Source organism: Pseudomonas batumici (assembly GCF_000820515.1).
Classification (GTDB): Bacteria; Pseudomonadota; Gammaproteobacteria; order Pseudomonadales; family Pseudomonadaceae; genus Aquipseudomonas; species Aquipseudomonas batumici.
The window spans coordinates 1-20837 of record NZ_JXDG01000080.1 but is presented as its reverse complement, the minus strand read 5'-3'; the positions used below and the strand labels follow the sequence as shown (position 1 = coordinate 20837).

21 protein-coding genes and 1 tRNA gene are annotated in these 20837 nt (G+C 61.5%); 7 read left to right on the top strand and 15 right to left on the bottom strand.

Annotated elements, in window-relative coordinates; genetic code table 11:
• Window positions 1-102: 102 nt before the first annotated feature.
• On the bottom strand, window positions 103-543 hold the full coding sequence (locus UCMB321_RS27960) for a hypothetical protein (protein WP_040071937.1): 441 nt from the start codon (window positions 541-543) through the stop codon (window positions 103-105).
• Between the two features lie 643 nt (window positions 544-1186).
• Here UCMB321_RS27960 and UCMB321_RS27955 point away from each other — a divergent pair.
• Window positions 1187-2008: a hypothetical protein gene (locus UCMB321_RS27955; RefSeq protein ID WP_167337417.1), complete on the top strand. Its 822-nt coding sequence runs from the start codon at window positions 1187-1189 to the stop codon at window positions 2006-2008.
• Window positions 2009-2281: 273 nt separating this feature from the next.
• Here the strand turns inward: UCMB321_RS27955 and UCMB321_RS27950 are convergent, their stop codons facing one another.
• From UCMB321_RS27950 to UCMB321_RS27920, 7 genes are all read right to left on the bottom strand, one after another.
• On the bottom strand, window positions 2282-2695 hold the full coding sequence (locus UCMB321_RS27950) for a VOC family protein (RefSeq protein ID WP_040064208.1): 414 nt from the start codon (window positions 2693-2695) through the stop codon (window positions 2282-2284).
• Between the two features lie 31 nt (window positions 2696-2726).
• Window positions 2727-3464 (bottom strand): helix-turn-helix transcriptional regulator, encoded by a 738-nt coding sequence (locus UCMB321_RS27945; RefSeq protein ID WP_245220715.1) that lies wholly within the window; start codon window positions 3462-3464, stop codon window positions 2727-2729.
• 90 nt (window positions 3465-3554) lie between these two features.
• On the bottom strand, window positions 3555-4655 hold the full coding sequence (ychF, locus tag UCMB321_RS27940; protein ID WP_040064209.1) for a redox-regulated ATPase YchF: 1101 nt from the start codon (window positions 4653-4655) through the stop codon (window positions 3555-3557).
• A 22-nt stretch (window positions 4656-4677) separates the two neighbouring features.
• Window positions 4678-5262: an aminoacyl-tRNA hydrolase gene (gene pth / locus UCMB321_RS27935; RefSeq protein WP_040064210.1), complete on the bottom strand. Its 585-nt coding sequence runs from the start codon at window positions 5260-5262 to the stop codon at window positions 4678-4680.
• Between the two features lie 171 nt (window positions 5263-5433).
• The gene (locus UCMB321_RS27930) at window positions 5434-6024 is read right to left on the bottom strand and encodes a 50S ribosomal protein L25/general stress protein Ctc (RefSeq protein ID WP_040064213.1); all 591 of its coding nucleotides are present in this window, start codon (window positions 6022-6024) and stop codon (window positions 5434-5436) included.
• A gap of 134 nt (window positions 6025-6158) precedes the next feature.
• The gene (locus tag UCMB321_RS27925) at window positions 6159-7100 is read right to left on the bottom strand and encodes a ribose-phosphate pyrophosphokinase (protein ID WP_003171603.1); all 942 of its coding nucleotides are present in this window, start codon (window positions 7098-7100) and stop codon (window positions 6159-6161) included.
• Window positions 7101-7146: 46 nt separating this feature from the next.
• A tRNA-Gln gene (locus tag UCMB321_RS27920) sits at window positions 7147-7221 on the bottom strand.
• Between the two features lie 365 nt (window positions 7222-7586).
• On the opposite strand from UCMB321_RS27920, the gene UCMB321_RS27915 reads away from it, so the two are divergent.
• On the top strand, window positions 7587-8207 hold the full coding sequence (locus UCMB321_RS27915) for a LysE family translocator (protein WP_040066566.1): 621 nt from the start codon (window positions 7587-7589) through the stop codon (window positions 8205-8207).
• Window positions 8208-8223: 16 nt separating this feature from the next.
• Here the strand turns inward: UCMB321_RS27915 and UCMB321_RS27910 are convergent, their stop codons facing one another.
• From UCMB321_RS27910 to UCMB321_RS27900, 3 genes are all read right to left on the bottom strand, one after another.
• Complete coding sequence (locus UCMB321_RS27910; protein ID WP_040066567.1) at window positions 8224-9177, bottom strand: GGDEF domain-containing protein; 954 nt, start codon at window positions 9175-9177, stop codon at window positions 8224-8226.
• Window positions 9178-9180: 3 nt separating this feature from the next.
• Window positions 9181-10179, bottom strand: coding sequence for a response regulator (locus UCMB321_RS27905; protein WP_084614929.1), 999 nt, complete (start codon window positions 10177-10179; stop codon window positions 9181-9183).
• Between the two features lie 191 nt (window positions 10180-10370).
• Window positions 10371-11351, bottom strand: a complete 981-nt coding sequence (locus tag UCMB321_RS27900) for a GlxA family transcriptional regulator (protein WP_040066569.1) — start codon at window positions 11349-11351, stop codon at window positions 10371-10373.
• A 107-nt stretch (window positions 11352-11458) separates the two neighbouring features.
• Here UCMB321_RS27900 and inhA point away from each other — a divergent pair, with 107 nt between their 5' ends.
• Complete coding sequence (gene inhA, locus UCMB321_RS27895; protein WP_040066570.1) at window positions 11459-12148, top strand: isonitrile hydratase; 690 nt, start codon at window positions 11459-11461, stop codon at window positions 12146-12148.
• Here the strand turns inward: inhA and UCMB321_RS27890 are convergent.
• Genes UCMB321_RS27890 through UCMB321_RS27880 form a run of 3 tightly spaced genes read right to left on the bottom strand, consistent with a single transcriptional unit; the run spans window position 12145 to window position 15129 of the window.
• Window positions 12145-12471 carry an AtuA-related protein gene (locus tag UCMB321_RS27890; RefSeq protein WP_040066572.1) on the bottom strand — a complete coding sequence of 109 codons (327 nt, stop codon included), beginning with the start codon at window positions 12469-12471 and terminating at the stop codon, window positions 12145-12147. The two genes, inhA and UCMB321_RS27890, sit on opposite strands and share 4 nt — an antisense overlap.
• Window positions 12468-13820, bottom strand: a complete 1353-nt coding sequence (locus UCMB321_RS27885; protein WP_040066573.1) for an acyclic terpene utilization AtuA family protein — start codon at window positions 13818-13820, stop codon at window positions 12468-12470. Before UCMB321_RS27885 ends, UCMB321_RS27890 begins: the two co-directional genes overlap by 4 nt.
• Window positions 13821-13836: 16 nt before the next feature.
• Window positions 13837-15129 (bottom strand): CitMHS family transporter, encoded by a 1293-nt coding sequence (locus UCMB321_RS27880; RefSeq protein ID WP_040066574.1) that lies wholly within the window; start codon window positions 15127-15129, stop codon window positions 13837-13839.
• Between the two features lie 114 nt (window positions 15130-15243).
• On the opposite strand from UCMB321_RS27880, the gene UCMB321_RS27875 reads away from it, so the two are divergent.
• From UCMB321_RS27875 to UCMB321_RS27860, 4 genes are all read left to right on the top strand, one after another.
• On the top strand, window positions 15244-16131 hold the full coding sequence (locus UCMB321_RS27875) for a LysR family transcriptional regulator (RefSeq protein WP_040066576.1): 888 nt from the start codon (window positions 15244-15246) through the stop codon (window positions 16129-16131).
• A gap of 74 nt (window positions 16132-16205) precedes the next feature.
• Window positions 16206-16916 carry a FadR/GntR family transcriptional regulator gene (locus tag UCMB321_RS27870; RefSeq protein WP_040066578.1) on the top strand — a complete coding sequence of 237 codons (711 nt, stop codon included), beginning with the start codon at window positions 16206-16208 and terminating at the stop codon, window positions 16914-16916.
• 113 nt (window positions 16917-17029) lie between these two features.
• The gene (gene lhgO, locus UCMB321_RS27865; protein WP_040066579.1) at window positions 17030-18223 is read left to right on the top strand and encodes an L-2-hydroxyglutarate oxidase; all 1194 of its coding nucleotides are present in this window, start codon (window positions 17030-17032) and stop codon (window positions 18221-18223) included.
• 117 nt (window positions 18224-18340) lie between these two features.
• A complete protein-coding gene (locus UCMB321_RS27860) occupies window positions 18341-19672 on the top strand; it encodes an MFS transporter (protein ID WP_040066581.1) in 1332 nt (443 codons plus the stop codon).
• A gap of 18 nt (window positions 19673-19690) precedes the next feature.
• Here the strand turns inward: UCMB321_RS27860 and UCMB321_RS27855 are convergent, their stop codons facing one another.
• Complete coding sequence (locus UCMB321_RS27855; protein WP_040066583.1) at window positions 19691-20620, bottom strand: LysR family transcriptional regulator; 930 nt, start codon at window positions 20618-20620, stop codon at window positions 19691-19693.
• Window positions 20621-20837 lie beyond the last annotated feature (217 nt).

Genomic DNA, 20837 nt, shown 5'->3' with positions numbered 1-20837 from the left:
GCTATTACGTCTTGCACAGCCCTTAAACAGAAAAGAGATCAAGCGGCCAAGCGCTTGATCTCTCTAAATGGAGAAACGGGATTTATTTTCTTACGACCTCAATCAATCGGAGGGTTGCTCCACTACAGGGGATAGCTGATTGGACGGGGACGCGCCCTCAAGCAGCGCATCCACCACCGCACGCGCTACCTCCACCGAATGCAGCATGCCCCAGAACAACGCTCGCTCGACGGGATTAGTATGCAGGCTGATTTCGTCACCATTGAGTTCCGCCGTTTCGAGCAGATTCGAAACGTAGGTCAGTGCGTCCTGGGCATTGATGCCCGGTTGAATGGCAAACAGCGTGGGCTTGTATGGGGCTTCGGGGATGACGGGTTTGGAGCAAGTGAATGCGAGGGTGTCGAGCAAACGGGGGGTGTTTGCCGGGGCCGGCTCAGGTTCGTTAGAAGGGGTATCAGAGAGTTTACGCAGGTACAGGCCTTTGTCGGCAGTGCTGGGGGCTTTGCGAACGGTTGGCGGATCGGGAACGAGCTTCTTGTCCATGTTGAATCTCCTGTTTGTAAAAGGAGCTCACCACGTTCGTGTCCAAGCGAATGGGTGGCGAACTGTGCGCAGGTTGGACAACCGGGAAAACAGGTAACCCGGCACACTCGAAAGTGTCCCGCACACAGCCCGCCATAAAAAGCGAATACAAAAAAGCCGCTTTCGCGGCGCTGTGCGCCCTGTATTTCACCGGGTGTCCAAGCCCGTATCGCTGAATTTGCAGCGACACGTGAACAGTAGCCCTGGCGTTTAGCGCACGCAATATTCTCCCATGCTTGAAACGTGTGGGAAATATGAGTTTTTTCGGCGGGCTATTTCGCGTATTGACTGGGTTGCCGAGCAACACCCATTCAATGATGAGCTGATACCCGCTCAGACCGAGAAAAAAATAACGTCGTGTCCGGGGTTAGTTGACCACTACAGCTCGGTCCACATCCAGAAACGAAAACGGCGCGCTGTAGGGGCGTGGCGAGTGAAGTTGGCAGCCTTTATCCGATTGCCCTGTCCAGCCTACACTGACGCTCAATAGATCAGGGCAACCACAGGAAGCCGCATGTTTCTCTCTCTTTGCCCTAAACGCATCCGGCCTATGCGCCGGTGTGCCGCGTGGCTTTTGTGTCTTGCGGTGAGCCAGGTTTGGGCTGTGGAAGCCGAGCCCAAGAAGCTGATCAGTTCAACCGTCGGCGATACGAGCATCCAGGTGTCCGAACTGGAGCCGGAGTCCGAGTCGGATTACGCCGAAGAAATCGTGACCTTGACGCGAGAAGGTTCCCAGCCGATCACGCTCCGCGACGTCCACTTCTACGTGCTCTATACCGACCCGGATCCCACCCATGCACCGAATATGATCGTGCAAGGCTTCAGTGGTGGCGCTAATTGTTGCGATACGTTGCACATCATCAGTTTTTCGCCAACGCTGCATATGCAAGATATCCAGGCTCTCAATTCGGATCAGATCGATATGCAAGCGGTCGCTCATGGCGGGCCGACATTGGGCTTCTACGATTTCAGTTTCGCGTTTTGGCATCACTCATTCGCAGGTAGTCCTGCACCGCCGATCTCGCTCAGTTGGGATACCGCACAAGGACGCTATGTACTGGACGTCGATAGCATGCGCAAACCGGCGCCATCGAATGTCGAGTTGGAGGAAGATGCGCAGGAGCTCTTGACGGAGGAGGTCGATAGCAAACAACCGTGGCCGCCCACCCTGTTATGGCACGACATGTTGACGTACATCTATTCCGGCAACAGTGCGTCGGCCCGAACCTTGATGGATACGGCATGGCAGCCGACATGGGGTGACAAGGAGCGGTTTTTTACCTGCTTTAGCCGTGAACTTCATAAAGGCTGGCTCTGGGGTCACATGGACATCGGTCACTTGATGACGGCTGATGCTGACTTTCCCAAACCGATAAGCCTGCCGGAGCCTGTGCAGCGAGCTGAGTATCTGAACTGCCTCCGATGAGTCACCGATGGTGAGGGCCTCTCCGATTGTAAGTCGTATCGGAGCGCCCACAAAAAAGCCGCGTATCAACGCGGCTTCTTCGATTCCGACAACGCTTACACGTTAAACGAGAAATAGCCCCAATTTATCCAGCATTCATGCGGCAATTCCACTCGGTAAACCTAATGTTACCCGGTTCCATACCCGGTCGCCTATCCGATGCATTCGCGCAATATATCAGGTGCAACGCAATCGAGTTGGATGTCGGCAGCCGCCCCGTCGCAGACCTTTGCGTCACCTAGGGGTCACCAAATTACCTGGGAAGTTCACGGACTGATTGGTGGGGCGGGAGAATATATTCACGAGATTGCCATCTGGATCGCGTAACAGCAGCGAGCGGTTCCCCCATGGCATTGTCGTTGTCGGCATGACGACATTGACGCCGTTATCAGCTATCCGTTCGAGTACTGCATCCACGTCCGTTACTTCAAACTCCAGTATCGCTGATTGATTGGCTGCTGCTTTTGCGGCCCCTGCATTGAACAGGGTAATCAGGCGTTCAGAGGAAAGGGCTAGTACCGCCCCGTTGAAGTGGATTTCTGCAAAACCTTCTGCCGGACGGTTTGCCGTGATGCCGGAAAGGTGCTGGTAAAAGGTGATCATGTTTTCGAGACCCTGCGTGACCACACGTACCGATGCGAACTTCATCTTGAGCTCCTGATTTGAAAGAGGGCTCAGTTTAAGATCCAATCCTGTCAGATTCTGGCAGTATAGTTTTACTCGCTTCCTGGTGGGCTTTGCGCCACTCGCGTAGCAAAGCGGCTCTGCGCTTGGGGTAGCGCTCATTGGTCTCGTCCGTTACCAATATGCGGTCAGTACGAAAATTTCGGAAGCCGTTTCTCAGCTCGCACCAGCACATCAACACTCTGGACTGGTCAAAATAGACCAAGGCAAACGGCCATACCACGCGCTGCGTCTGAATGCCGTCACCATCCATGTAAGTGATCCGCAGCTTCAGTTCAGAACGTACAGCGCTGCGCAGGATGTCATGAGACGGAGGGTTATTTGGTCTCTGCAAGGGAGCGCCGACAAGCAGTGCCGACTCTTCCAGCTCCCGCCGCAATTCGGAAGGCAATACTGACGAAACCTTGGCCAATACATTCAGTGCGCCCTCGGCCAGGGTGCGATCACAACGGTCCGCCACCCAGCGCATGCCCAAGACCAAGGCTTCAAGCTCTTCTGAGCCAAACATCAAGGGTGGCAGCATGAAGCCCGGCTTCATGACGTACCCAATACGCGGCTCGCCTTCTATCATGGCCCCCTGGGCTTGCAGGCTAGCGATATCCCGATACAAGGTACGGATACTGATGCCAAGCTCGTTTGCCAATACCTGGCCGCTCACTGGGCGGCGATAGCGCCGCAAAACTTGCAAAAGATGGAGCAGGCGTTCTGAACGTGACATTAATAGCGACCACATCTGACACGCCCTGAAACAAAGAAGCCCTGTATCTACAGGGCTTCTTCAGAACTGGGCCAAATTGGACCGTCGTGAGTTAATACGGACCAGTTAGACGTTGAAGCGGAAGTGCATCACATCACCGTCCTTGACGATGTAATCCTTGCCTTCCAGGCGCCATTTGCCGGCTTCCTTGGTCCCGGCTTCGCCCTTGTACTGGATGAAGTCGTTGTAGGCGATCACTTCGGCGCGGATGAAGCCTTTTTCGAAGTCGGTGTGGATCACACCGGCGGCCTGTGGCGCGGTCGCACCGACACGCACGGTCCAGGCGCGGACTTCCTCGACACCGGCGGTGAAGTAGGTCTGCAGGTGGAGCATTTCGTAGCCGGCACGGATCACGCGGTTCAGGCCAGGTTCTTCAAGGCCCAGGGCTTCAAGGAACATGTCCTTCTCTTCACCGTCGTCCAGCTCGGCGATTTCCGCTTCGATCTTGTTGCACACCGGCACCACCACCGCGCCTTCTTCCTCGGCAATGGCCTTGACCGCGTCCAGCAGCGGGTTGTTCTCGAAGCCGTCTTCGGCGACGTTGGCGATGTACATCACAGGCTTAGTGGTCAGCAGGTGGAAGCCACGGATCACCGCCTTTTCGTCGGCACCCATGTTCTTCATCAGGCTGCGTGCCGGCTTGGCTTCGGTGAAGTGGGCGATCAGCTGCTCCAGCAGGCCCTTTTGCACCACGGCGTCCTTGTCGCCGCCCTTGGCGTTGCGCGCGACTTTCTGCAGTTGCTTCTCGCAGCTTTCGAGGTCGGCGAAGATCAGTTCCAGCTCGATGATCTCGATGTCGCGCTTGGGGTCGACGCTGTTGGCGACGTGAATCACGTTGTCGTCTTCGAAGCAGCGGACCACGTGGGCGATGGCATCGGTCTCGCGGATGTTGGCGAGGAATTTGTTGCCCAGGCCTTCACCTTTCGACGCACCGGCCACGAGGCCCGCGATGTCGACGAATTCCATGGTGGTCGGCAGGATGCGCTTGGGCTTGACGATCTCGGCCAGGGCCTGCAGGCGCGGGTCGGGCATCGCCACGATACCGCTGTTCGGTTCGATGGTGCAGAAGGGGAAGTTCTCCGCCGCGATACCGGATTTGGTCAGGGCGTTGAACAGGGTGGATTTGCCGACGTTGGGCAGGCCGACGATGCCGCAATTGAATCCCATGGTGTTTCCCCTCGGATAAGAGTCAGGCCTTCTGGCTGTGCAGGTTTTTCATCGCTCGGTTCCATTCCCCGGCGAGGATATCCGGCAGCACGCCGAGGGCAAAATCGATGCTGGCATCGAGCTTTTCCTGTTCGGCGCGTGGCGCACGACCCAGGACAAAATTTGAAACCATACTGGCAACGCCCGGGTGGCCAATGCCAAGCCGCAGGCGGTGAAAGGTATTCTGGTTGCCGAGCTGCGCGATGATGTCGCGCAGGCCGTTGTGCCCGCCGTGTCCGCCGCCCTGTTTGAGCTTGGCGACGCCGGGAGGCAAGTCCAGCTCGTCGTGGGCCACCAGGATTTCTTCGGGCGTGATGCGGAAGAATCCAGCCAATGCCGCCACGGCCTGGCCGCTGCGGTTCATGTAGGTGGTGGGGATCAACAGACGAACATCCTGACCCTGGTGACTGAAGCGCCCGGTCAGGCCGAAATATTTGCGATCGGCCACCAGGTTGACACCTTGGGCGTGGGCGATGCGCTCAACAAAAAGGGCCCCCGCGTTATGCCGGGTCTGTTCGTATTCGGTGCCTGGATTTCCCAGGCCAACGATCAGTTTGATGGCAGTCACGACAGGGGCCCTTCCTCGGAGTTGTGGATAACATCGCGGCTATTCGGCGTAGCGGCGAAGGTGGACGAAACGTGCTCATTTACATGATGCAAACTTCGCGATCCCGCCCGCTTTACTCGCTACTTGCCAGCTCGCGATGTTTCCATGACTCCGACGTTGCGGAGTAAACGATTACTCGGCAGCGGCTTCTGGTGCAACACGTGGCGCGTGAACGTTGGCAACAGCCAGGTCGTTACCGTGAGCCAGTGCGACGAACTCAACGCCTTTCGGAGCCTTGAGGTTCGACAGGTGGATGATCGAACCCACTTCGGCGTCAGCCAGGTCGACTTCGATGAACTCAGGCAGGTCCTTGGCTTCGCAAGACACTTCGATCTCGCCCACAACGTGGGAGATCTCGCCGCCTTTCTTCACTGGAGCTGCTTCGTTGATGAAGTGCACAGGAACGGTAGCAGTCAGTTTCTTGCCGGCAACAACGCGAACGAAGTCGGCGTGCATGATGAACTGCTTGGCTGGGTGACGCTGCAGGGCTTTAACGATCACGCTCTGCTTGGTGCCGCCGACGTTCAGTTCGATCACGTGGCTGAAAGCAGCCTCGTCTTCGAACAGCTTGGCCACTTCTTTGGCCAGCATGGTGATGGACTCAGGAGCCTTGTCGCCACCGTAGACAACGGCAGGAACCTGGTTGGCGAGACGACGCAGGCGGCGGCTCGCACCTTTCCCCAGGTCGTTACGCGCTTCGGCGTTCAGGATGAAATCAGTCATTTTGTATCTCCAAAATAGCCATGTCCCGTCACGTCTGCGACCGACGTGAGCGGTATGGGCAAAAAAGCCCCGCCCCAACATGGGTGTTGGGGCGGGGCGCTTTACGTCAACGAGGTGTCTGCCGGGCAGGGCCCTTAGCGGAACATCGCGCTGATCGATTCTTCGTTGCTGATGCGGCGAACCGCTTCGGCGACTACCGGTGCGATATCCAGTTGACGGATACGTGCACAGGCTTGTGCGGCAGCGGACAGCGGGATGGTGTTGGTCACCACCAGCTCGTCCAGCACGGAATTTTCAATGTTCTCGATCGCGCGACCCGACAGCACAGGGTGTGTGCAGTAGGCAAAGACCTTGGCAGCGCCATGTTCCTTGAGGGCTTTCGCCGCGTGGCACAGGGTGCCGGCGGTGTCGACCATGTCATCGACGAGAATGCAGGTGCGGCCTTCGACGTCACCGATGATGTGCATCACTTCGGAGTGGTTGGCCTTCTCACGACGTTTGTCGATGATGCCCAGATCCACGCCCAGCGACTTGGCAACAGCCCGTGCACGCACGACGCCGCCAATGTCCGGAGACACGATCATCAGGTTTTCGAAGCGTTGATCTTCGATGTCATCCACCAGAACGGGGGAGCCGTAGATGTTATCTACCGGAATATCGAAGAAACCCTGGATCTGGTCTGCGTGCAGGTCAACCGTGAGAACACGGTCGATGCCGACGACGGTGAGCATGTCAGCGACGACTTTCGCGCTGATTGCCACACGCGCGGAACGCGGACGGCGATCCTGACGGGCATAACCAAAGTAAGGGATCACCGCAGTGATTCGAGTGGCTGAGGAACGGCGGAAGGCATCAGCCATCACGACGAGTTCCATCAGGTTATCGTTGGTCGGAGCGCAAGTCGGCTGAATGATGAAGACGTCTTTACCGCGGACGTTTTCATTGATCTCAGCGGTGATTTCGCCGTCGGAGAACTTACCGACAGAAATGTCACCGAGTGGGATATGCAGCTGACGTACGACACGCCGAGCCAGATCGGGGTTGGCATTCCCCGTAAAGACCATCATCTTGGACACGCGCAGTACCTGAAGGCTGAGGGTAACCTGGATGAGTATAGGAAAATGGCAGGGGCGGCTGGATTCGAACCAACGCATGGCAGGATCAAAACCTGCTGCCTTACCGCTTGGCGACGCCCCTGTATCTGTTGCGACGAGTGCTGGACACCCGCTTGTTGATTTTGCAGCGTGCCGACCCGAAGAGGGTCGCTGCAAGAGTGGGCGGAAATTTATCAATTTTCGCTTCGCCTGGGAAGCCCCCAAACGCACAAATTTGTTTGAAAACAGCTACTTATTCTTGATCACGGCCCACTTCCCTCCTCTCGGGGGCTTTTGAGCCGCCAGCGCCCCCTGTAAATCGGGTATCGCCCTACGCTCAGTGACCCGATACGGTACACCTGCGCGACAAGTTTCAGGTACAGATGCGCAAAGCCTCAGGCACTCTGGCGCATGGCCAGGACTTGACGTTATCGTCGAGTTTTCCGCCCCTCGATCCCGGAGCCTGCCATGGATGTATCGACCCTGATCCTCTTCATCCCGGCGTGCTTCGCCCTGAACATGGCCCCCGGCCCGAACAACCTGCTGTCGGTCAGCAACTCGACGCGCTATGGCTTTCGCACCTCGTGCCTGGCAGGCCTGGGGCGGTTGCTGGCTTTCTCCGGAATGATCGCCCTGGCCTCGGCGGGCCTGGCGGTGGTGCTGCAAGCCTCGGAGCTGCTGTTCTACGGCATCAAGATGCTCGGCGCGGCCTACCTGATCTATCTCGCCATCCAGCTCTGGCGCGCCAACCCCGACACCGAAGCCACCACGGAACGAGCAACGGCCAGCTTGCCCGCCCTCGCCCGCCAGGAGTTCCTGGTCGCTGCGGGAAATCCGAAAGCCATCCTGATCTTCACCGCCTTCCTCCCCCAGTTCGTCGACCCGGCCCAGGGCGTATCCGCCCAGTTCGCCGTATTGGGCAGCCTGTTCCTGATCCTGGAATGGATCGCCATCAGCGCCTACGCCTACATGGGCGTGCACATGCGCCGCTGGTTCGCCGAACCTCGGGGCAAGCGCCTGTTCAATCGCGGTTGTGCCCTGCTGTTGTCCGGGGCGGCTTCGATGTTGCTGATGGCGCGGCGGGCCTGAGCCTGCGGCCCATCCTTTATTCGTACACCGTCACCCGATTACGCCCGCCCTTCTTCGACGCGTACAACGCGTGGTCCGCCCAGGCGATCAGATCGGCGTGACTGATCGAAGGCCGACTCAGATCCGCCACCCCGAGGCTGATGGTGAAGCGGATTCCCTGTCCTTCGTGCAACACTTCCAGGCCTTCGATCGCCTTGCGCAGGCGCTCGGCAAAAAAACGCCCCCCCGCCTTGTCGGTGTCCGACAGCACCACGCCAAACTCTTCGCCGCCATAGCGCCCGGCCACATCGCTGTCGCGCACATGCTCGCGGACCACCTCGGCCACCCGCTCGATGACCTTGTCGCCCGCCTGGTGACCATAGGTGTCATTGACCCGTTTGAAGTGGTCGATGTCGAACATCACCAGGCTCGTGGCATTGCCATAACGCTGGTTGCGGGCATAAGCCACCTTCAGGCTTTCCTCCCAGTGCCCACGGTTGTACAAGCCGGTCAGCCGGTCGGTGCTGGAGAGTTTCTGCAACTTGGCATTGGCCGCCTGGAGCTGGTGCCGGTTGGTGGCCACGTCGGTGACGTCGTAGATCACCAGGCAGATGTGGGAGATTTCACTGTTGGTGGAGCGCAACGGCAACAAGGTGGTGTTCTGGTACATGAAGTCTTCCTGGCCGGTGATCGGCTGGTAGTTCTTGAACCGCACCAGATAAGGCCGCTGCTCCCAGATGGTGAACGCCGGCGTACCGAGGGTCGCGACGCTCTCCACCTTGCGGCTGAACCATTCGCGATCCACCTCGGGAAACAGGCTGAAGAAGGACCGACTGTTGGCGTCCTTGGGCTGCACCCCGGAACGGTTTTCCATGAAGGTGTTCCAGACCTGCACGCGGTAGTCGCGGTCCAGCACCACCACGCCGACGTCGATGCTCTGGACAATCGTCAGTAACCAATGAAACTCGTTCAGATCGAGAGGGTCGTTCATGGCTCAGCTCATCAGGTAGGCGAGTTTGTGGGTCAACCGCTCGATGGAGTCCTCCGTGAACAACAACAGCAAGTCGAAATGAATGTCGTGTCCTTCCAGGCTGTAGCTGATCTCCACCGCCAGGGTCTTTTTCCAGCGCTGCCGGTTGACCCGAATCAGTTCATCGATGGCCGCGTGTTGCCCGAGTATCTGCGGGTGGCCCTGGGAAAACACCACGTCGATCTGATCAGCAATACTGCTCAGGCACGCACCGATCAGCACACTGGAGAGATCCAGCAACATTTCCAGGTCCGAATACTCGGCGCCTTGGCGCTGCATCAGCTGCGCCATGTCGGCGATTTCCGAATCGTGGAACATCAGCAAGGCTTCGCCGGCAATGCCGCTGCCGATAAAGCCCTGGCAAATGGCCGTGAGCTGGTTGCAGTTTCCAGCATCCATCAGCGCCATGTGCAACTCGCCCACTTCGAGGATATTCACGTTCGGCACCGGCAACTGCACGAACACCCCCAGGACCTTGGCGATCAGCGCCGCCGCACGACCAATGGCCACGTTGACCGTTTCGCGAAAGGCATCGCGAAAGCTGATTTCAGTCGTCGGTTCAGGGCGAACGGCTACCTGCGCCTGGCCTGAGGCATTCAGGAGCCCCAACTGGTCAAGGGTCTGGCGCAACTCATCCTGGTCGAAGGGCTTTTTCAGGAACGCCAGCGCGCCCAGCTCGCGCACCCGGCGCAGCGCCTCTTCCTGGACGTCCCCGGAAATCACGATCACCTGCGCCTGCAACCCTTCGGCGCGTATCGCCGAGAGCACCTGGTAGCCATCCATTTCCGGCATGGTCAGGTCGAGCAGCACCACCTGCCCCAATCCCCGGCGAATGGCATCCAACCCCTGTCGACCATCGCCGGCCTCGGTGATCGAAACCTGCCAATCCGCCGGCAGTGCCCGTAATACCTGCTTACGGGCCATGTTGGAGTCGTCACACACAAGTAGGGGAATCACTGACACTGACCGGTGCTCATCTTATTTTAGCTATCAGGGAAAGCATTAATGGCATGATGCCATAACTCTTGCAGAACATGCTTGAGGCGTAGGTTTTATTGCGAACTACGTCCGATATTCCAATAGCTTAAACGTCATCGGAGCTCAGGGGATGGCTTAGGTCAACGAAGTGGATCGACGGTCTCCCCGTGGGCATTTCATGGCTGCGCCGAAAAGCGCTCACGGTAGGCCTGCGGCGTGACGCTCAGGGCCCGCAAAAAGCTGCGGCGCAGGGTTTCCTCGCTGCCGAAACCGCAACGGGCGGCAATGCGCTTGATCGGCATCGCGGTGTCGCCGAGCAGGCGGCGGGCGCTTTCCACACGGATCTGCTCGATGGCCCGGGCCGGCGTCTGCCCGGTTTCCGCCCGGTAGTGACGCACGAAACTGCGCTCGCTCATGCCCGTCTGCTGCGCCAGGATCGGGATCGACAGGTCCTGCGCCAGGTGCTCGGCGATCCAGGCGTGCAGGTCGCCAAAGCGGCTGCCGGACTTCTGCAGGGACAGGGTGGCGCTGAATTGCGATTGCCCACCAGGGCGTTTCAGAAACACCACCAGATGCCGCGCGACCTCCAAGGCCACGGGCCGTCCCAGGTCCGCTTCAACCAATGCCAGGGACAGGTCGATGCCCGCCGTCACCCCCGCCGAGGTCCAGACCGGGCCGTCGTTGATAAAGATCGGATTGGGCTCGACCTGCACCCGCGGGTACTGCGCCGCCAATTGTTCGCAACGGGTCCAGTGGGTTGCCACCCGCCGCCCGTCCAGCCAGCCACTGGCCGCCAGCAGGAACGCCCCGGTGCAGACCGAGGCGACCCGGCGGGCGCAACCGGCCTGCTGACGCACCCAGGCCACCAGCGTCGGGTCCTCGGAAGCGGCATAGGTGCCCCAGCCACCGGCGATGAGCAGGGTATCGCAGGGCGTGCCTGGCGCCGGCAACGGCTCCGCCACCAGGGCCAGCCCCGCCGAACTCATCACCGGTTCGCGCTGGGCGGCAATCACACTCACGGCATAGGGCAGCGGCAGACCCTGGGCACGTGCCAGGTCGTTGGCCGAGGCGAAGACCTGCAGCGGCCCTGTGACATCGAGCACCTGCACATTGGGAAAAGCCAGGATCCGGATCGTTCTGGGGGCGTTCATGGGCATTGGCGTGAAAAGTGGGGTCAATGGCAGATACGCCAAAGCCTACGGAACTACAGTGGACCCGTCCAGCCTCGCAGGACCCGCCTATTCACTCCCAAGGAGCTATCGCCATGACGCTGCATATCGGCTTTCTGTTGTTCCCCAAAGTCCAACAGCTGGACCTCACCGGTCCCTACGACGTCCTTGCCTCGTTGCCCGACGCCCGGCTCCACTTGATCTGGAAGGACCTGGCGCCGATCACCTCCAGCAGCGGCCTGGTCTTTACACCCACCACCACTTTCGAGGACTGCCCAGCGCTGGATGTGATCTGCATTCCAGGCGGTGCCGGAGTCGGGCCGTTGATGGAAGATCCCGAGACCCTCGCGTTCATCGCCCGGCAAGCCGCCCAGGCGCGTTATGTCACCTCGGTCTGCACCGGCGCCCTGGTGCTGGGGGCCGCCGGGCTGCTGCAAGGTCGCAAGGCCACGACCCACTGGGCCTATCACCACCTGCTGGCAGGTCTCGGGGCCATCCCCGTGAAGGACCGCGTGGTCCGTGACGGCAACCTGTTGACCGGCGGCGGCATCACCGCCGGGATCGACTTTGCCCTGACCCTGGCCGCTGAACTGGTGGGCGCGCAAGAGGCCCAGCTGATCCAGTTGCAACTGGAGTACGCGCCGGCGCCACCGTTCAACGCCGGCAGCCCGGAGACGGCGCCCGCAGACGTACGGGAGATAGCCCTGCAACGGGCCGCAGAGTCGCGCAAGCAGCGAGGACTGATCGTCGAGCGTGTCGCGCAACGCTTGAAACAAGTGGGTTAATCGCGCTCCCACGGCATATCCAGCAACGCCGAGCCGAGGCTCTTGCCATGGGCATCCAGCGCCAGGGAACGGGTCACCCCGCCCCGCAGGATGCCCGGCAATACGAAATTCAAGGCCCGCACACCCGGCAACGCATAACGCCGCACCGGTCCGGCCGTCGGCTCGAGCAAGGGCGCAAAGTAGTCCGCCACCCGCTCAGCGGTCAGCCATTCGCATAACCTGGGGTAGTCCTCGGCACGGTAGGCGATCACCGAGATATTCGAGGTGTCGCCCTTGTCGCCCGTGCGCGAATGGGCAAAGTGGCGCAATTGAAGACGATTCATGGCTGATCCTCCAGGTGAACGGTTGCGCTCAGGTTTTCCCGTGGCAGCAGCAGCGACGCCACCGCCACCACCTGCCGCACGCTCTTGCTCGCGCCACCACCGCCTGACGGGCCGTTGGTGTACAACGTCTCCACTTCATTGCCGACGCGCAGCGCGTCAGCCCGATCCGCACAACGCGCGGCCACCCGCAAGCGCACCTCCCAGGGTTCGCCCTGCCCTCGCGCACTCAGCGCTTCACCATACAGGGCGTCCACGCCCATCAGCTCCGCGCGGACCTCCTCGGCCTTCACCCCGATGATTTCCAGGCGCTGCAAGACGATCTCCCGCGCCAGCCGCGCCCGTGCCAGGGCGCCCGGACCACCGTAGGACATCTGCCCCTCACCGATCCAGCCATCCAGGTAACCGACCGAGACCTTCAAGCTGTTCGGACGCTGCCGTCCGTCCGCGCCCCGCACGCCCACCCGGTCCGTACCTTCCTCGATAAAACTCACCCCCTGGAAATCCGCCGTCACATCCGGCGTCAGGTAGGCCGTCGGGTCATGCACCTCATAGAGCAACTGCTCCGTGCAGGTGGCGGCGTCCACCCGCCCGCCACTGCCGGCGACCTTGGTGATGGTCGCCCGGCCCTCGGCATCCACTTCGGCCAGGGGAAAGCCCAGGTGCGCCAGGTCCGGCACCTCCTTGACGCTCGGATCGGCAAAGTAACCGCCGGTGATCTGTCCCGCGCACTCCAGCAGATGGCCGACCAGGGTGCCGCGCCCCAGGCGTTGCCAATCGTCCGCCGCCCAGCCGAACTCGAAGCACTGCGGCGCGAGGAACAGCGACGGATCGGCCACCCGGCCGGTGATCACCACATCGGCATCGGCTGCCAGCGCCTGGACAATACCTTCCGCGCCGAGGTAGGCATTGGCGGAGACCAGCCGATCGCCCAATTGCTCCACCCGCAAACCGTTGTCCAGCACCCGGCTCGGCTCGGCACGCAGCGCCTCAAGCACATCGTCGCCGGTCACCGCGGCAATCCTGAGTCCGTGCAGGCCCAGCTCGACAGCGATCCGGCGCACCTCGCGCGCGGCAGCCAGGGGATTGGCCGCGCCCATATTGGTGATGATCCGCAGGCGCCGTCCGGCACCGGCGACGAAGGGCAATACCCGCTCCATCCGCTCACGCAGCAAGGGGTCATAACCGGCCTCCGGATCACTGAGCCGGGCCTGTTGCGCCAGGGCGATGGTCCGTTCGGCCAGGCATTCGAACACCAGGTAATCCAGCTCGCCCTTGGCCGCCAGTTCCACCGCCGGTTCGATGCGGTCGCCCGAATAGCCGGCACCGGAGCCGATACGCAAGGTTTTCATCGCAAGGTCCCTCATTTCAAAAGACGCCCAGGAGCAACGCCGTCAAGGTCATCAGCACCGAGGCGGCGAGCAGGAAAGGAATAGTGAAACGCTGGTGATCGGCCAGTTCGATCTTGCACAGGCCCACCAGCAAAAAGGTCGCCGGCGTCAGCGGACTGACCGGGAAACCGGTGGTGTGCACCCCCAGCAAGGACGCCTGGGCCACCTGCAACGGCTCCACGCCGAGGGCCTTGCCGACCTCGGCGATCACCGGCATCACCCCGAAGTAAAAGGAATCCGGATCAAACAACAGGCTCAGCGGCATCGACAGGAAACCCACCAGCGCCGGAATCAGCTTGCCGTGGCCGGCCGGGATCTGCGCCACCGCCACTTCGGCCATGGCCTTGAGCATGCCGCTGCCCTGCATGATGCCGGTAAAGACCCCGGCGGCCAGGAGAATGCTGGCCATGGTCAGGGCGGTCTTGGCGTGAGCGTCGATACGGGCGCGCTGGGCGTCGACGTTCGGGTAGTTGAGGCACAGCGCAACCACGGTGCCGAGCATGAACATCACCACCGGATCGACCCAGCCGGCGATCATCACCGCCATCACCAGCACCGTCATCAGCAGGTTGGCCCGGAACAGCCGTGGGCGGCGCAGGGCTTGTTCCTGCTCGCTGATCACCCGGGTCGGCACGTGGCCCACGGCCAGATCGGCGCCCAGACCCAGGCGCCGCTCTTCACGCCGACCCAACCACCAGGCACTGGCGAAGACAAACAGCAGGCCGACGATCTGCACCGGAATCAGCGGCTGGAACAGGTCCGCCACCGGCACGTGCAAGGCCGCCGACGAGCGCAGCACCGGGCCGGTCCAGGGCAGGAAATTCACCCCGGCGGCCATCGCCGCGACACAGGCGAGGATCCGCCGGTCGATGCCCAACCGCGTATACAGCGGCAGCATCGCCGGGACCGTCACCAGAAAGGTCACCGCCCCGGAACCGTCAAGGTGCACCAGCAGCGCCAGCAAGGTCGTGCCCATGACAATCCGCGTGGGCCGCGTGCCCACCGTGCGCAGGATGCGGTCGATGATCGGGTCGAGCATGCCGGCATCGGTCATCACCCCGAAGAACAGGATGGCGAACACGAACATGCCCACCACCGGGGCAACGTTCTTGATACCGGTGATGATAAAGGCACTGGTTTGCAGGCCGAAACCACCGAGCAGCGCAGCCAGGATCGGCAAGGCGATCAACGCGACCAGGGGCGAGAGACGCTTGCTCATGACAGCCGCAAGCAGACAGACGATGGTGATGACACCCAGCGTGGCGAGCATGGGAAGACTCCGGGGCCGCTCAACGGCGGACAGTTATTGTTTTCCCCCGAGTATTGGAACGCGGTTAAGCTTTGTAAATTGGAATGTTCACCGCCATGCATTCGGAAAAACAGAATGAAGAACGCCGTCCAGCATATCCGCGCCTTCCTCACCGTCGCCCAGACCGGCAGCTTCGCCCGTGCCGCCGCCCTGCTGCACCTTTCACCTTCGGCGCTGACGGTGCAGGTCCAACAGTTGGAAGAATGGCTCGGCGTCACCCTGCTGGAGCGCAGCCCGCGCCAGGTCAGCCTGACCGGCGCCGGCCAGCAGGCCCGCGGTCCCATGGAGAAACTGTTGCTGGACCTGGACAATATCGTCAGCGGCTCCCGCGACCTGGCCAGCCTGCAACGGGGCGTGGTGACCCTGGCCGCCTTGCCGTCGATCTGCTCCGGGGCCCTGCCGCCGGTACTGAAGCAGTTTCGCCAGGCCTACCCCGGTATCGAAATCCGCCTGCGCGACGTGGTCGCGCAGCGCATCGACAGCCTGGTGCGGGAGAACGAGGTGGACTTCGGACTGGGGGTACGGGCCCGGCTCAGCCATGGTCTGGACTTCGAGGTGGTCATGGTCGATCGCCTGTGCCTGTTCCTCCCTGACGAACACCCGCTGACGCGCAAGACCACGCTCGACCTGGCGGACTTGAGCGGCCAGCCGATGATCCTCACCGGACGCGACAGCAGCGTGCGCGAACGGGTCGAGCAACTGTTCGACGAACAAGGCCTGACGCTGGTACCGGGACTGGAAGCCAACTACATGTCCACGGTCCTGGCACTGGTGCGCCAGGGACTGGGCATGGCGCTGCTGCCGGAGTCAGCGGATGACGGCCTGGGCGGCCTGCAAAAACGCCCGGTGGCACACCCCGGCGTCAGCCGCGAAATCGGCCTGATCAGCCGCAGCGGCCAGCCCCTGTCCCCAGCCGCGACGCGGTTCGTGGCCTTGCTCCGGGAACGTTTGGCCCCGACCTGATGCCGCCCGCTTTCTTGACAACCCCTGAATCACTCGGGCATTGTCTGACAACCTGACTACCGAGCCTGTCCTTCATGCTGGAACTCCAACGCCCCGACTCCCTGGTTGAACGAGTGGTCAGCGCCATTCGTGCGGAAATCGATGCCGGGCGCCTGGCGGCCGAATCGCGCCTGCCCACCGAACAGCAGTTGGCGGAACAGTTGAATGTCAGCCGCTCGGTAGTCCGCGAAGCCATTGCCCAGCTCAAGGCCGACGGTGTGCTGATCGCCCGCCGCGGGCTCGGCTCATACATTTCCCAGACGCCGACCGGCACGGTGTTTCGCTTTCCCAGGAGCGAGGGGCGCAAGGCGGACCTGGCGCAGATGTTCGAAATGCGCCTGTGGATCGAGACCCAGGCCGCCTCCATTGCCGCCCAGCGCCGTGACGAGGCGGACCTGCAACGCATGCGCGAAGCCTTGCAGGAAATGCACGACAAACGTACCGACTTCGACGCCGCAGCCGCCGCCGACGTGGCCTTTCACCGGGCCATTGCCGAGGCCAGCAAGAACGATTATTTCGTCGCCTTCCATGACTTCCTGCGCGGCCAACTGGCCGAAGCACGCCGTACCGCCTGGGAAAACTCCGCCACCCGCTCCGTCGGTGGCTCGGCGGATGCCGGGCGCGAACACCAGGCGCTGTACCAGGCCATCGCCGAGAGCAATCGCCAGGCTGCCGCCGCTTGTGCCGAGGCGCATCTGCGCGCCTCGGCCAAACGCTTGCAATTGGAACTGCCTCCCATGAATTGAGCCGGTTCACGCGGCGCAAGCAGCGCCCGAGCAAGGACAAGCCCCTTTGCTCGACCTCATTAGTCTGACAACCTGATAACTAGACATGAACAATAACAAGGTAGACCCCCTCCATGACTTATGACTTCTGCATCATTGGCGGCGGCATCGTCGGCCTGGCCACCGCCATGGCGTTGCTCAAGCGCCAGCCCGGCGCCTCGCTAGTGATCCTGGAAAAGGAAGCCACCCTGGCCCGCCACCAGACCGGTCATAACAGCGGCGTGATCCATGCCGGCATCTACTACGCGCCGGGCAGCCTCAAGGCCGACCTGTGCAAGCGCGGGGCTCAGGCCACGAAAGACTTCTGCCGCGAACACGGGATCCGCTTCGAGGTCTGCGGCAAGTTGCTGGTGGCCTCCACTGCCCTCGAAGTGCAGCGCATGCAAGCCCTGTACGAGCGCTCGCAACTCAATGGCATGCGGGTCGAGCGTCTCGATGCCGAGGAACTGCGGCGGCGCGAACCGAACATCGTCGGCCTCGGGGGCCTGTTCCTCGACGCCACGGGCATCGTCGACTACCGCGAAATCTGCCAAGCCATGGCCCGAGTCATCACCGCCAGTGGCGGCGAGATCCGCCTCGACACCCGGGTCACGGCCATCCAGGAAGACAGCGACAAGGTCACCATCAGCAGTCACGACCACGTCTGGCGGGCGCGCAAACTGGTGGCCTGTGCCGGCCTGCAGTCCGACCGCCTGGCCACCCTGGCCGGCATTCGCATCGACCACCAGATCATCCCCTTCCGCGGCGAATACTTCCGCCTGCCGGCGTCGAAGAACGACATCGTCAATCACCTGATCTACCCCATTCCGGATCCGGACCTGCCGTTCCTTGGCGTGCACCTGACCCGCATGATCGACGGCAGCGTCACGGTCGGACCGAATGCCGTACTGGGGCTGGGCCGGGAGAACTACCGCAAGTTCTCCGTCAACTGGCAGGACGTCGCGCAATACGCCGCCTTCCCCGGGTTCTGGAAAACCCTGTGGCAGAACCTGGGCTCCGGCAGCCAGGAAATGAAGAACTCATTGTTCAAGCGCGGCTACCTGGAACAGTGCCGCAAGTACTGCCCGTCCCTGGTCGTCGAAGACCTGCTGCCCTACGAAGCCGGCATCCGCGCCCAAGCGGTGATGCGCGACGGCACCCTGGTGCATGACTTCCTGTTCGCCGAAACGTCGCGCATGGTCCATGTCTGCAATGCACCGTCACCGGCCGCCACCTCCGCCATGCCGATCGGCGAAATGATCGCCGACCGACTGTTCGCCTCCCGTTAACCAGGAAAACACCCCCCGCGTACAGGAGTACGCCCTCTCCGTTTGCCCGGGAAAGGCAAACGGGGCGCACCAGCGATCACTTTAAAATAACTATAAAGACCTGCAAGGAACCCACTGATGTCGGTATACGAAGAGTCCGGATCCCCCGTCGAAACACCCCAACAGACCCGCAAGCGCCTGCGCAAAATCGCCGCCGCCACCATCTTCGGCTCGATGCTGGAGTGGTATGACTTCTACCTCTATGCAACCATGGCGGCGATTGTCTTCTCGAAGATCTTCTTCGACGCCAGCAACCCGCAGACCGCCTCGCTGCTGGCCTTCTCGACCTTTGCCATCGGCTTTATCGCCCGTCCGTTCGGCGGCATCCTGTTCGGCTACCTGGGCGACAGGTTCGGCCGCAAGCAGGTGCTGGTCCTGACCTTCTGCATGATGGGTGTCTGCACCACGCTCATCGGACTGATTCCCAGCTACGCCTCCATCGGTCTCTGGGCGCCCGCCCTGCTGGTCGCGATCCGCATCATCCAGGGCCTGGGTGCAGGGGCCGAGCTGTCCGGAGCGGCCGTGACCTCCTACGAGCACGCCGCCCAGGGCAAGCGCGGCAGCCAGGGTGCCTGGCCGGCATTGGGCCTGAACCTCGGCCTGCTGCTGTCGTCGCTGACCATTTACCTGCTGACCCTCAATGGCAATGCGTTCCTGCTCGAAGGCGGTTGGCGGATCCCCTTCATCTGCAGCATCGCCCTGGTCGGTATCGGCTTGTGGGTGCGCAACAGCATTCCGGAAACCCCGGAGTTCAACGAGCTGAACCAGCAGAAACGCGCACGCCCCAAGGTCTCGCCATTGAAAGCGTTGCTGAAGAACGATCTCAAGGGTTTGGCCGTGGTGTTTTTCGTCGCCATCGGCTACAACGCCCTGAGCTACATCTTCAAGACCTTTTCCCTCGCCTACCTAACCCAATACAAGGGCGTGGACGTGCACGTCACCTCCCTCTCGGTGACCCTCGCCAGCCTGGTGGCCATCGTCGCCGTGCCGTTTTTCGGCTGGTTGTGCGATCGCTGGAGCAGCAAGGCGGTCCTGGTTCTCGGCGGGGTGTTATCGCTGCTGTTCGCCTACCCCTTCCTGACGCTGCTGGGCAGCGCTGAAAACTGGCGGATCTACCTGGCGATCGGTATCGGCACCGGGGTCCTGGCGCCGATGATGTTCGCGCCGCAGGGCTCCTTCCTGAGTCGTCAGTTCCCGACCCAGACCCGCTCCTCGGGCTTTGGTACCGGACGGGAAATCGGCACGGCGGTCGCCGGTGGCCTGGCCCCCCTGGGTGCCCTGTCGCTGGTGTCGGCCTCGGCGACCCATTCCACTGACGGCGTGGCGCTGATCCTCGCGATCGCGGCGGTCTGTGTCGTGGTCTTCGCCTTGTGCGACCAGGGCAAAAAGCACTCAGACTTCAAGAACTGACAGCGCTTTGGCAATGGCCTAGAACGTCAGTGAATGCTTGCGATCGAGGCTTTCGCCAAAGCCACGGATCACCTCCAGCAGCGACTTCACCCGCAGCGGCAGATTCCCGGCCGGGTACACCGCATGCATCTGCGGGTTTTCGCCGCTGCTGGAGGTGAGCCTGTACTCGGGACAGACCCGGACCAGACGCCCCGCCGCCGCCTCCGGCTCGGCCAGCCAGTCCGCCAGCCGGGCGATCCCGACACCGGCCAGGACCGCGTGGAACACCGCCGCGCCGGAGCTGAAACGAAACTTCGGATGCACTCGAAAGCTGGTGGTGTGTTCCTCGCTGCGAAAATTCCACTCCTTGAGGATCCGCGGTGCCGTATGCAGGATCAACGCATGCGCCTCCAGCGCCTCGAGAGAGTCCGGCGTCCCGCGCCGCTCCAGGTAGCCGGGACTGGCATACAGGTAACGGGAGTAACTCCAGAGCGGAAAGCCGATCAGGTCACTGGATTGCGGAAACGCGCCGCGAATCGAGAAGTCCAGCTTGCTCTTGGCCGGATCGATGGTCTCATCGGTGAAAATCACATCGACGTTCACATCCAGATAACGCTCGCAGTACTGCGCGATCAACCGGGGCAAGACCCCATGACCGAGCGACTCGGGGGCGGAAAAGCGAATCCAGCCGTGGGCCAGGCCACTGAGACCGGCCAGGTCCTCATCCGCCTCACGTTGCAGATCCAGCATTTTATAAGCGTGGGGCAAGAAGCGCTCACCCGCCTCGGTCAGGCTCACGGCATTGGACGAGCGATTGAACAGCTTGACCCCGGCACTTTCCTCCAGGGCCTGAACGGCACGGGTCAACGCGCTGGGGGAGCGTCCCAGGGTACGTGCCGCGGCGATGAAACTACGCTTGCGAGCTACCGTCGCGAAAGCCTCCAACTCCCCCAACATATCCAGCGCCATTGATCACCTCATTGCACTTTTCACAACGTGGCATTGCAACACAAAAAAAAACCTTCCGTTAGCCTTCCTGCTCCACCCACAGGGATGTAGGCACGCAGGAGCTGAGCATGAATATCGCCAACTGGTTGGAAGATACCGGGCTACGTTGTCCGGAGCAGCCGGCCTTGTTCGAGGGGCTGCGGCAGGTCGCCAACTATGGCACTTTTGTCGCCCTGGT

What these genes read in the sequence shown, in the direction of transcription:
- UCMB321_RS27960 (WP_040071937.1), bottom strand. Translation starts at nt 543, where the DNA reads ATGGACAAGAAGCTCGTTCCCGATCCGCCAACCGTTCGCAAAGCCCCC.
- UCMB321_RS27950 (WP_040064208.1), bottom strand. Translation starts at nt 2,695, where the DNA reads ATGAAGTTCGCATCGGTACGTGTGGTCACGCAGGGTCTCGAAAACATG.
- UCMB321_RS27945 (WP_245220715.1), bottom strand. Translation starts at nt 3,464, where the DNA reads ATGTGGTCGCTATTAATGTCACGTTCAGAACGCCTGCTCCATCTTTTG.
- ychF (WP_040064209.1), bottom strand. Translation starts at nt 4,655, where the DNA reads ATGGGATTCAATTGCGGCATCGTCGGCCTGCCCAACGTCGGCAAATCC.
- UCMB321_RS27930 (WP_040064213.1), bottom strand. Translation starts at nt 6,024, where the DNA reads ATGACTGATTTCATCCTGAACGCCGAAGCGCGTAACGACCTGGGGAAA.
- UCMB321_RS27915 (WP_040066566.1), top strand. Translation starts at nt 7,587, where the DNA reads ATGGATGTATCGACCCTGATCCTCTTCATCCCGGCGTGCTTCGCCCTG.
- UCMB321_RS27910 (WP_040066567.1), bottom strand. Translation starts at nt 9,177, where the DNA reads ATGAACGACCCTCTCGATCTGAACGAGTTTCATTGGTTACTGACGATT.
- UCMB321_RS27900 (WP_040066569.1), bottom strand. Translation starts at nt 11,351, where the DNA reads ATGCCCATGAACGCCCCCAGAACGATCCGGATCCTGGCTTTTCCCAAT.
- inhA (WP_040066570.1), top strand. Translation starts at nt 11,459, where the DNA reads ATGACGCTGCATATCGGCTTTCTGTTGTTCCCCAAAGTCCAACAGCTG.
- UCMB321_RS27890 (WP_040066572.1), bottom strand. Translation starts at nt 12,471, where the DNA reads ATGAATCGTCTTCAATTGCGCCACTTTGCCCATTCGCGCACGGGCGAC.
- UCMB321_RS27885 (WP_040066573.1), bottom strand. Translation starts at nt 13,820, where the DNA reads ATGAAAACCTTGCGTATCGGCTCCGGTGCCGGCTATTCGGGCGACCGC.
- UCMB321_RS27880 (WP_040066574.1), bottom strand. Translation starts at nt 15,129, where the DNA reads ATGCTCGCCACGCTGGGTGTCATCACCATCGTCTGTCTGCTTGCGGCT.
- UCMB321_RS27875 (WP_040066576.1), top strand. Translation starts at nt 15,244, where the DNA reads ATGAAGAACGCCGTCCAGCATATCCGCGCCTTCCTCACCGTCGCCCAG.
- UCMB321_RS27870 (WP_040066578.1), top strand. Translation starts at nt 16,206, where the DNA reads ATGCTGGAACTCCAACGCCCCGACTCCCTGGTTGAACGAGTGGTCAGC.
- lhgO (WP_040066579.1), top strand. Translation starts at nt 17,030, where the DNA reads ATGACTTATGACTTCTGCATCATTGGCGGCGGCATCGTCGGCCTGGCC.
- UCMB321_RS27860 (WP_040066581.1), top strand. Translation starts at nt 18,341, where the DNA reads ATGTCGGTATACGAAGAGTCCGGATCCCCCGTCGAAACACCCCAACAG.
- UCMB321_RS27855 (WP_040066583.1), bottom strand. Translation starts at nt 20,620, where the DNA reads ATGGCGCTGGATATGTTGGGGGAGTTGGAGGCTTTCGCGACGGTAGCT.